The following is a 10,707-nucleotide window of genomic DNA, read 5'->3' on the forward strand; positions in this document are numbered from 1 at the left end:
CTGAATCCCTGTCCACCTTCAGGTTCGCGCCGAGGAGAGGTCACGGTGCAGGGGTCGCACGTCCCGCCCCGGGACCGTTCGGCCCCATCGTCGGAAGGACCCGCCGCACCCCGCGCAGGGCGAGTTCCACCAGGACCACGGTGGACGCCGTCACCAGACACAACGCCCACTGGCCCGGACTGAGCGCAACCGTGCCGAAGACCTCGCGCGCTGCGGGCAGGTGGACGGCGATCACCTGGACGGCGAGCACTCCGGCCAGGCACAGCCACAAGGTGCGGTTGCGGAACTGGTCGCGCCCGAGCAGCGCGCCCTCGTCCGCGCGGGCGTTGAGGGCGTTGAACAGCTGGAACAGTACGAACGTGGTGAACGCCATGGTGAGCGCGGTGTCGGTGCCGAAGGGGGAGCGCGAGAGGGACAGCAGGGCGACGGTGCCCGCCGCCATGACGGCCCCTGCCCTGCCGATGGCGCACAGCCGGCGGGCGTCGAGGATCCGTTCCTTCGGGTCCCGGGGCGGCCGCCGCATCACGTCGTCACGGGGAGGATCGACGGCCAGGGCCATCGCGGGCGGCCCGTCCATGATGATGTTGACCCACAGCAGCTGGGCGGCCGTGAGCGGAGCCGGCAGCCCGGCGAGAGAGGCACCGAGCAGCGTGAGGATGGCACCGATGTTGGTGGCCAGTTGAAAGCGCACGAACTTGACGATGTTGGCGTAGATGGACCGCCCTTCGCGCACGGCGCCCACGATGGTGGAGAAGTCGTCGTCCGTGAGGACCATGTCGGCGGCTTCCTTGGCCACGTCGGTACCGGTCACGCCCATGGCGACGCCGATGTGGGCGGCCCGCAGCGCGGCGGCGTCGTTGACTCCGTCGCCGGTCATGGCGACGACGTGCCCCCGGTGGGACAGGGCCCGCACGATCAACACCTTGTGCTCGGGAGCCACCCGGGCGAACACGCCGATCCTCTCGACGCGTTCGGCGAGCTGCCGTTCCGTCATGGCGTCCAGGTCGGCGCCCGTCACGACCTCGCCGCCGATGTCCAGCTCGCGCGCGACGGCGGCCGCCGTGTCACCATGATCGCCAGTGATCATCTTCACGGCGACTCCGGCGGAGCGGCACAGGGCGATCGCGTCCCGGGCCTGGGGCCGGGGCGGGTCGGCGATCCCGGCGATCGACACCAGCGTCAGCCCGGTCGGCGCGGCCCGGTCCGGCACACGGTCCACCACGGCGGTGGCCGCGCCGAGCACGCGCAGTCCGGCGCCGCCCAGCCGTGCGGTCACGGCGAGGATCTCGCTCTTGCGCCGGTCGTCGAGGTCGTGTTCGCCGTCCTCCGTCCGTACGCGCGCACAGAGGTTCAGCAGGACGTCGACCGCGCCTTTCACGTGGACGCGGACCCGTCCGTCCGGTGCGGAGTGGAACGTGGCCATGTACTTCCTGGCCGCGTCGAAGGGGATCTCGCCCACCCTCGGGGACCGGGAGCGCAGCAGTTCGGCGTCGATCCCCGCCTTGGCCGCGAGGACCACCAGTGCGACCTCCGTCGGGTCCCCGACGAAGCCGTCGCCGGTCAGGTGTGCGTCGTTGCAGGCCGCGAAGGGCAGCACCGCCTGGCGCGGACCGCCGGCGTGAGCGGTCCTCGACGGGCCCGCGGTACGGACCGTGCCGGACGTCGCGTATCCCTCACCGGTGACGTCGTACAGCGTCCCGGCGCTCCACAGGGACCTCACGGTCATCTCGTTGAGGGTGAGGGTGCCGGTCTTGTCGCTGCACACCACCGTCGCGGCGCCGAGCGACTCCACCGACGCCAGTCGCTTGACGACGGCGCCGCGGCGCGCCATGCGGTGCACGCCCAGAGCGAGCGTCAGGGCCAGCACGGCGGGGAGTCCCTCGGGGATCGCGGCGACGGCCAGGGCGACGGACCGCAGCACGATGTCCGCCATCGCCTCACCGTGCAGCAGCGCTACGACGGCGTAGGCGACGACGGCGACACCGCTCAGCAGGGCGAGGCGCCGGCCGAGGCTGTCCAGCTGGACCTGCAACGGGCTTCGGGGCTCGGTGCCGGTACGCAGCGCCTCGGCGATCGCACCGAGTTCGGTGCGCATGCCGGTGGCCGTGACGATCATCTCCGCGCGGCCGCGGGTCAGCGCGGTGTTCATGAACAGGACACTGGTGCGCTCCGCCACCGGGACCGGTGAGTCCGCACCGCCTGGGACGGCGGCCAGGCTCTTGGACACGGGACGCGACTCGCCGGTCAGAGCCGCCTCGGCCACCTCCACGGATTCCGCGACGATCAGCCGACCGTCCGCCGGTACGCGATCACCGGCCTCCAGCAGCACCACGTCGCCCGGGACGAGGCCTTCCGCGTCCACTTTCCGTTCCGCACCGTCCCGGCGGACCCGGGCGGTCGGCACCAGCATCCTGCGCAGCGCCTCGAGGCTGCGCTCGGCACGCCGCTCCTGGACATAGCCGAGCACGGCGTTGATCTGCAGGACGACGGTGATCACGATCGCGTCCCTGTAGTCCCCCAGGGCCGCGGCCACCACGGCTGCGATCAGCAGGATGCCGATGAGCCAGTTGCGGAACTGGTCGAGGAACTTCAGCCACTCGGGACGCCGGGCCGGCTCGGCGAGACGGTTCGGCCCGAGCACGGCGGCCCGGTCGGCCGCCTCACTCGCGCTCAGCCCGACCCTCGCGTCCACGTCGAGGCGACTGGCGACCCGGGCCGGATCGAGGCGGTAGGCGTCGGAGGCCGCTGCCGGATGGGCGGGGAGCGTCGCCCGCCCGGCTTCGGCAGTCCGCTGACCGTCCATGGTCACTCCCCGGCGGCGTCGCGACGAAGGGAACGAGAATGCGGCAGCCCGCCGTCTGCGGGGCTTCGTCGCCGCGGGAGGCGAACGTGTCCTCCTCGCAGCCGCCCACCGAGACCGTTCGCGGTGACCCGCCGGGTCGCCTGCGGCGCGGATGCCGTGGTGTCACTCGCCGTCGTACCGGCCGCGGATCTCGAGCGGTCCGCCCGCCGCACGCCTCAGTGACCTTCCGTCCGCATCCGGTCCTGGGCCTGAGTGGCGATGACGGCGGCCTGGATGCGCCGTTCCACTCCGAGCTTGGCGAGAAGCCGGGAGATGTGGTTCTTCACCGTCTTCTCAGCGAGGTAGAGGCGCTGGCCGATCTGACGATTGGTGAGGCCCTCACCGATCAGTGCCAGGATCTCGCGTTCCCGCGCGGTGAGCCCCGGAAGCGCCTCCGGTGCCTCCTCGGGTTCGCCGCCCTCACGCAACCGGGTCATCAGCTTGGTGGTGGCGGCCGGGTCGAGCAGCGACTGGCCCCGGGCCACCGTGCGCACGGCCGACACCAGGTCGGAACCCTGGATCTGCTTCAGGACGTATCCCGACGCCCCGGCCATGATCGAGTCGAGCAACGCCTCCTCGTCGTCGAAGGAGGTCAGCATCAGGCAGGCGAGGTCCGGCATGCTCGAGCGCAGCTCCCTGCACACACTGACGCCGTCACCGTCGGGCAGGCGGACGTCGAGCACCGCCACCTGCGGCCGCAGGGCGGGGACGCGCACCAGAGCCTGGGCGGCGGTGCCCGCCTCGCCGACCACGGTGATGTCCGGCTCGTCGTCCAGCAGGTCGTGCACGCCACGCCGTACGACCTCGTGGTCGTCCAGCAGGAAGACCTGAATGGGGCTGTCCGGGCCTGGGCCCTGTTCACCGTCCGCCATGGGAACTCCTTGTCCACGGTCCGAGCCGCTGCCCGTCCTGAGCGGGCAGGCTTCTCCCCCGGATCCTTCTCGCCCACGGGCCGAAAGGCCAGGGCCGTTCGGCCCTGAGACGAGAGGGCTCACCTCTTCGGGTCAACCAGGCTTCTGCCGGGGCCGTTCGGCCCTGGTCCGCGGCGGTTGCGGGGCGTTCCATCGACGAGAGCACCGGCCGATCCGGGCCGCGTGTACCGCAGTCGTCCTTCCGGAAGCCACCCATGACCATCCAGAACGACCGGACTTCTCCGGCCGGTCCGATGCGGAGCACCGAGCTTGACCGCTCCGAGGCCCTGCGGCTGCTGGGCAGCGTGGCGCTGGGCCGGATCGTCTTCACCCGTCACGCGCTGCCCCAGGTGCGTGCGGTCCCTCACGTTCTCGACGGGGGCGACATCGTCATCCGCACGCATGAGGGCGCCGCCCTGACCCGGTACACCGGCCTGCCCGGCGACCCGGGGGTCGTGGTGGCGTACGAGGCCGACGCCATCGATACCGGGACGCATGCCGGGTGGAGTGTCGTGGTGACCGGTTATGCCAGTCTGATCACCGACCCGCGCCGGCTGGCCCGCTACCGGGCGATGATCCGCCCCTGGCAGGGGCGGACCATGGACGACGCGGTCCGTATCCGGCCGGACCTGGTGACCGGCGTGCTGCTCACGGCCGCGGACACCTGAGGCGACCCGCGGTCGGCACGGCTAGGCCGCCGGCACGGCCAGTTCGTCGTGGCGCTGTCCGCCGAGCACGACTTTGAGTGCGCCGGTGTCGGCCGCGTGGGCGAAGACCTCGTAGGCCTCCTCCATCTGGTCCAGGACGAAGGTGTGGGTGACCAGGTCGCCGGTCGGAAGCCGGCCGGAGGCCGCCATCGTCAGCAGGGTGGGCGTGGAGGACGTGTCGACCAGGCCGGTGGTGATGGTCACGTTCTTGATCCACAGGTCTTCGAGGTGCAGGGTCGCGGGCTTGCCGTGGACCCCGATGTTGGCCACCCGGCCGCCGGGCCGCACCATGCGGGTGCACATCTCGAAGCTCTCCGGCACTCCCACCGCCTCGATGACGACGTCGGCGCCGAGACCGCCGGTCAGGTCGTCGACCAGCTGCTCCGGCTGGTCGCGCACGGGAGCGACGGCGTCGGCACCGAACCGCCTGGCGGCCTCCAGCCGCGAGTCGGCGAGATCCACGGCGATGGTCCGCTCCGGTGAGTACAGCCGTGCGGTGAGGATCGCGGCGAGTCCGATCGGACCGGCGCCGACGACGGCGACCGTGTCACCGGGCCGCACACCTCCGTTGATCACGCCCACCTCGTAGGCGGTCGGGAAGATGTCCGCGAACAGCACCGCGTCCTGGCTCGTGAGGGCCCCCGGCAGCGGATGCGCGGAGAGGTCTGCGTGCGGCACACGGACGTACTCGGCCTGTGTGCCGTCGATCAGATGGCCGAGGATCCAGCCTCCGCCGCCCTGGCACTGACCGTAGGCGGCGTCCTTGCAGAAGCGGCAGCGTCCGCAGGCGGTGATGCAGGAGACCAGGACCCGGTCGCCCGGCCGGACGGTGCGCACGTCGCTGCCGGTCTCGACGATCTCGCCGACCGCCTCATGTCCCAGCACCGTCCCCGGGGGTACCTCCGGCACGTCGCCCTTGAGGATGTGCAGGTCCGTTCCGCAGATGGTGACGGCGTCGACCCGGACGATGGCGTCGGTGGGGTCCTTGATCCCCGGATCGGGGACGTCCTCCCAGGCGGACTGCCCGGGGCCGTGGAAAACGAAGCCCTTCATGGCCCTTCCTCCTCGATCTCCGGCCCTTCGTCGCGCGCCGTCGGTGGATCGCTGGGGCGGGCACGGAGCGCACGGGGATGCCCCATGGATCCATCCTTGACCAGAGCGGTGACCCTCGCATGGGCCGGGTGGCCCTGGGACAGGGCTGTGCGCCCCCTGCCGCACGCGCCGCCGGCCGCGGTGTGATGGTCGGGGACCGGCGCCACGGCCCACGGCGCCGGACCGAGGAGGTGCACATGGCTGCCCCCTTGTCCGCGACCCGGCCGCGCCGCCGCGCACCCAAGGGCTTCGCGCCACGGGTGGAGCCCGTTCTGCTGCTCGTCACCGCGGTCGCGGTGGCGGCCGGCGGCATCTCCTGGCTCACCGGATCCGAGGGTCTCGCCGACCTTCTCTGGGGGCTCGGCACGCTGGCCGCGGTCGTACCCGCGGTGGTGTGGGTGCTGGCGGCGCTGCGTCACGGGCACACGGGTGTGGACCTGATAGCGGTCCTGGCACTGGGCGGCACCCTGGCCGTGGGTGAGTACCTGGCCGGTGCCCTGATCGGGCTGATGCTCGCCTCGGGCCGCACACTCGAGGCGGCCGCCCAGCGGCGTGCGGCGCGCGACCTGCGTTCCCTCCTCGAACACGCGCCGCACTCGGCACGCCGCCGTACGGGCACCGCGGTGGAGACGGTGCCGCTGGACGACGTCGTCGCCGACGACCTGCTGGTGGTGGGACCGGGCGAGGTGGTTCCGGTCGACGGCGCGGTCGAGAGCTCCGCGGCCGTACTCGACGAGTCCGTCCTGACCGGCGAGCCGCTGCACGTGGAACGAGCCCGTGGTGAGGCGGTGCGCAGCGGGGTGGTGAACGCCGGCGGCGCGTTCGATCTGCGCGCCTTCGCCACCGCGCGGGACAGTACGTACGCCGGGATCGTGCGGCTGGCCCGGCAGGCCGGTGCGGAGTCGGCGCCGGTGGTCCGGCTGGCCGACCGCTACGCCGCCTGGTTCCTGCCCCTGTCCCTGGCCGTGGCCGGGCTGGCCTGGCTGGTCAGCGGCTCCGCGGTGCGGGCGGTCGCGGTCCTGGTGGTCGCCACCCCGTGCCCCCTGCTGCTGGCGGCACCGGTCGCCGTCGTCTCCGGTCTGTCCCGCGCCTCCCGCCTGGGAGTCGTCGTGCGCGACGGCGGCGCGCTGGAGAACCTGGGCCGTGCCCGCACCGTGCTGCTGGACAAGACCGGCACCCTCACCCGCGGCCGTCCGCGTGTCCTCGACGTGACCGCCGCGCCCGGCCGGACCCCGGCGGAGGTGCTCCGGCTCGCCGCCTGTGTCGACCGTTACTCGCCGCATGTACTGGCCCGGGCCATCGTCGAGGCGGCCCGGGTGCGTGGTCTGGAGCTGTCGGATCCCGCCGACGTCACGGAGGAGCCGGGCCGAGGAGCCACCGGCACGGTGGACGGGCACCGCGTCCGCCTGGGCCGCGCCGGGGCGTGGGGCAGCCGGCCGTCCTGGGCCGGGGCGGTCGACAACCGTGCCCTCATCGAAGGCGCGGCGGTCGCCTGGCTGACCGTGGACGACGAACCGGCCGGCGCCGTCCTCCTGCGCGATCCCCTGCGTCACGACGCCCCGCGCACCGTCCGCTCCTTGCGTACGGCGGGGATCCAGCGGGTGGTGATGCTCACCGGGGACCGCCGCGCGCCCGCCCAGGAGGTCGGCGCTCTGCTCGGTCTCGACGACGTCCGCTCCGGGCTCGGCCCCGCGGACAAGGTCGCCGCCGTGCGCGCGGAACGGCAGCGCGCCGTCACCGTGATGGTGGGCGACGGGGTCAACGACGCTCCGGCCCTGGCCGCCGCGGACGTGGGCGTCGCGATGGGCGCCCGCGGTTCCACCGCCTCGTCCGAGGCCGCCGACATCGTCCTGACCGCCGATCGGGTGGACCGCCTGGCCGATGCCGTCTTCGTCGCCGTACGGGCTCGCCGCATCGCCGTGCAGAGCGCCCTCGGCGGAATGCTGCTGTCGCTGGCGGCGATGGCCGCTGCCGCCGCCGGGCTGCTCCCGCCGGTGATCGGCGCGGTGCTCCAGGAGGGCATCGACGTCGTGGTCATCCTCAACGCGCTGCGGGCTCTGCGCACGGACCGGACCGGCCGGCCCGCGCTCAGCCCCGATGCCGAGGCGCTGATCCACCGTTTCTCCGCCGAGCACGACGATCTCCAGGACGTCCTGGCGGCCGTGCGCGACGCCGCGGACCGCCTCTCCGAGAGCCCCGGCCCCCGGGCTCTGGCGGCGGTGCGGGAGGCGCACCGGCTGCTCACGGAGCGGTTGCTGCCGCACGAGTACGCCGAGGAGCACCGGCTCTACCCGGCCCTGGCGCCGGCCCTCGGCGGTCCCGAGGCCACCGCCACCATGAGCCGGGCCCATGCCGAGATCGACCGCCTCTCCCGCCGTATCGCCACCCACCTGGAGCTCGCCCGTGCGGCCGGTGGCCTGGCCCCCGAGCAGCTCGACGACCTGCGGGCCTGCCTCTACGGCCTCAACACGGTGTTGCGCCTGCACTTCGCCCAGGAGGAGGAGAGCTACTTCTCCCTCGCACCGTGACGTCCGGGTGCCTGTCGGCAAGGGCCGTTCGGCACTGTTGCGGGCACCTGCCCCGGCACAGGATGGAGGCAGGGAGCGGTTCGGGTACGGAAGTGATCCGGTACGGAAGTGATCACCATGGAAGCCAAGCAGTGGACGGTGCAGATCTATCTCACCGAGGACGGCGACGCCACGCACGCGCGCGCCGTGCTGAAGACACAGGACACCTCGACGCTGACGGGCCGGGGTGCGGCCCGGCGCAACCCGATCGACAGGCCCGTACCGGAGATCGGCGACGAGCTCGCCGCCAGCCGGGCTCTGGAGGACCTGGCGATCCGGCTGCACGACGTGGCGGCCGACGACATCGTCATGCTGACGGGCCCCGTTCAGGCGTGACGGGCGAGGGTCGCCCCGCCACCGCGTGAGTCCGCCGCTGAGCGGCGGACTCAGGGCCGTCCGTCGGCCAGCAGCAGCCGGCTCGTCTCCCCGGGGCCGACGCACACGGTCCGGTCGGGCAGCCGCACGTCGATCGGCGGGCCGCTCGACGACGGGACGGCGATCTCCAGCCGGCCGCGCTCCAGCCGCAGCCTCACGCCCCAGTGCCCCTGGTACTGCAGCGAGAAGCCGTACGACGACAGCTCGGGAAGCGGCACCGGGTCCAGCCACAGCGCCCCTCGACGCGTCTCCAGCCCGGTCAGCCCACGCTGTACCAGGTCGAGGGTGCCGGCCATCGCACCGAGGTGGATGCCCTCACCGGTGGTACCGCCCTGGAGGTCGGCCACGTCGCCCAGGAGAGCCTCCTGGCAGAACGACCAGGCCTCGCTGCGCCGGGCCCGGGCCAGGATCCAGCCGTGGACGAGGCCGCTGAGGGTGGAACCGTGGCTGGTGCGGGCGAGGTAGTAGTCGACGGTCCGCGCCCAGGTCTCCCCGTCGAGGCGGTAGCCCAGGTGCCGGAAGAGGCCCTGGAGCTCGTCGGGCGAGAAGAGGTAGCCGAGCATCAGCACGTCCGCCTGCTTGGAGGCCTGGTAACGGTTCACGCTGTCGCCCTCCGCCTCCAGGATCCGGTCGAGCCGCCGGATGTCGTCGTAGCGCGCCCGGTAGCCGTCCCAGTCGAGTTCGGCCAGCTCGCCGTACCCCTCGAACTGGCTGATGACACGGTCGTGGAACGGCACGCGCAGCGTGTGGGAGATCTCCTCCCACTGTTCGGGCTCGCCGTCGTCCAGCTCGACGCGTTCGACGAGTTCGCGTCGGCGGGGTGCCGGCAGGTCGCGGAGCACCTCCAGTGCCCGGGCGAGCACCCAGGCGGCCGTCACGTTCGTGTAGGCGTTGTCGTCCAGGCCCGGTCGCTCGGCGCCCGGGTAGGCCACGTGGTACTCGTCAGGGCCGACCACGCCCCGGATGCGGTGCCGGCCGGTCGCGGCGTCCCAGTCGGCCGAGTCCGCCCAGAAACGCGCGATCTGCACCAGCAGCTCGGCGCCCTTGGTGTGCAGGAACTCGGCGTCGCCGCTGGCCTCGCAGTACTGCCACACGTTGTACGCGATCGCCGAACCGACGTGGTGCTGGAGACGCGTGTGGTCCGCGAGCCAGCGGCCCGAGCGGGGGTTGAGGTGCAGCCGCTGGGTCTCCTCCCGTCCGTCGCTGCCGCTCTGCCAGGGGTACAGCGCCCCGCGGCGGCCGGTGGCCCGCGCGGCGGCGCGGGCCCGGTCCAGGCGCCGGTGGCGGTAGTGCAGCAGGGCGCGGGACACCTCGGGGAAGTGCAGGTTCAGGTACGGCAGGACGAACAGTTCGTCCCAGAAGACGTGACCGCGGTAGGCCTCGCCGTGGAGCCCGCGGGCGGGGACCCCGACATCGAGCTCGGCGGTGTGCGGCGAGAGGGTCTGCAGCACGTGGAACAGGTGCAGGCGCAGGATGGCACCCGCTTCTCCGGGGACGTCGATCGCGGCCCGGCGCCACAGCTGGTCCCAGGCCGTCAGATGCGGCTTCAGGATCGCCTCGAAGCCCGGCGCCTGGCTCACCCGGTCCACCGCGGTCTGCAGCGGGTCGCTGATCGCGGGGTCGCGCGAGGTGTGCAGGGCCACCGTCTTGTCGACGGCGACCGTGCGTTCCGGTTCCAGGAGCAGACGCGCCCGCTGCACGGCACGGAGTTGCTCATGGGTTTCGGCCACCGGGGCGTCACACGTCAGCCGGGCCGCCATGCCGATCCGGACGTCCGAGGTGCGGGTACGGCAGCGCAACCAGACGGTGCCGGGCGAGCCGGTGCCGGTGTGCACATGGGTGAGGTGGCGTCCTTCCAAGCCCTGGTAACGCTGCACGCCGCTGTTGGTCACTCCCCCGTCGAGCGCCGCCTCCACCTCCAGCTCCGCCGGTGCCCCCTCCACCGTGAACTCGGTGCGCAGGGCCGCGAGGTAGGGATCGGCCATGTGGACGAGCCGCTGCTGGCGCACGGACAGCACCTGTCCGTCGTCCAGGCCGTACCTGGTCTCGCGTTCGAGGAGGCCCGCCTCCAGATGCAGGGTCTGCCGGTGCGCGAGCACCGGCGCGGAGTCCGGTGTGAGCCACGCACCACCGGGGCGGCGGAAGCGGAGCGGCAGCCAGTTCGGCAGGTTGACCATGTCCTCGTTCTCGACCCGGCGTCCGGCGACCACCGA

At 72.8% G+C, this 10,707-nt stretch carries 7 protein-coding genes; 3 read left to right on the forward strand and 4 right to left on the reverse strand.

Going from position 1 to position 10,707, the window contains the following annotated elements; translation table 11 throughout:
• Window positions 1-40: 40 nt before the first annotated feature.
• Together ACFV20_RS32910 and ACFV20_RS32915 are read right to left on the reverse strand one after the other, a co-directional pair.
• Window positions 41-2,803, reverse strand: a complete 2,763-nt coding sequence (locus ACFV20_RS32910) for a cation-translocating P-type ATPase (protein ID WP_385663629.1) — start codon at window positions 2,801-2,803, stop codon at window positions 41-43.
• A 215-nt stretch (window positions 2,804-3,018) separates the two neighbouring features.
• Complete coding sequence (locus tag ACFV20_RS32915) at window positions 3,019-3,714, reverse strand: response regulator (RefSeq protein ID WP_385663631.1); 696 nt, start codon at window positions 3,712-3,714, stop codon at window positions 3,019-3,021.
• 254 nt (window positions 3,715-3,968) lie between these two features.
• Between ACFV20_RS32915 and ACFV20_RS32920 the strand changes: the two genes are divergently transcribed.
• On the forward strand, window positions 3,969-4,421 hold the full coding sequence (locus ACFV20_RS32920; protein WP_385663632.1) for a pyridoxamine 5'-phosphate oxidase family protein: 453 nt from the start codon (window positions 3,969-3,971) through the stop codon (window positions 4,419-4,421).
• 21 nt (window positions 4,422-4,442) lie between these two features.
• On the opposite strand, the gene ACFV20_RS32925 is transcribed toward ACFV20_RS32920, so the two are convergent.
• Entirely contained in the window at window positions 4,443-5,513 is a 1,071-nt protein-coding gene (locus tag ACFV20_RS32925; protein WP_385663633.1) for a zinc-dependent alcohol dehydrogenase family protein, read from the reverse strand.
• A gap of 236 nt (window positions 5,514-5,749) precedes the next feature.
• On the opposite strand from ACFV20_RS32925, the gene ACFV20_RS32930 reads away from it, so the two are divergent.
• Both ACFV20_RS32930 and ACFV20_RS32935 read left to right on the forward strand, forming a co-directional pair.
• On the forward strand, window positions 5,750-8,080 hold the full coding sequence (locus tag ACFV20_RS32930) for a heavy metal translocating P-type ATPase (protein ID WP_385663635.1): 2,331 nt from the start codon (window positions 5,750-5,752) through the stop codon (window positions 8,078-8,080).
• Between the two features lie 117 nt (window positions 8,081-8,197).
• Window positions 8,198-8,455: a DUF1876 domain-containing protein gene (locus ACFV20_RS32935; RefSeq protein WP_385663638.1), complete on the forward strand. Its 258-nt coding sequence runs from the start codon at window positions 8,198-8,200 to the stop codon at window positions 8,453-8,455.
• Between the two features lie 50 nt (window positions 8,456-8,505).
• On the opposite strand, the gene ACFV20_RS32940 is transcribed toward ACFV20_RS32935, so the two are convergent.
• Window positions 8,506-10,707, reverse strand: a 2,202-nt coding sequence (locus ACFV20_RS32940; RefSeq protein WP_385663640.1) for a glycoside hydrolase family 65 protein, incomplete at its 5' end; no start/stop codon positions are given.

The organism is Streptomyces sp. NPDC059696, from assembly GCF_042733745.1.
GTDB lineage: Bacteria > Actinomycetota > Actinomycetes > Streptomycetales > Streptomycetaceae > Streptomyces.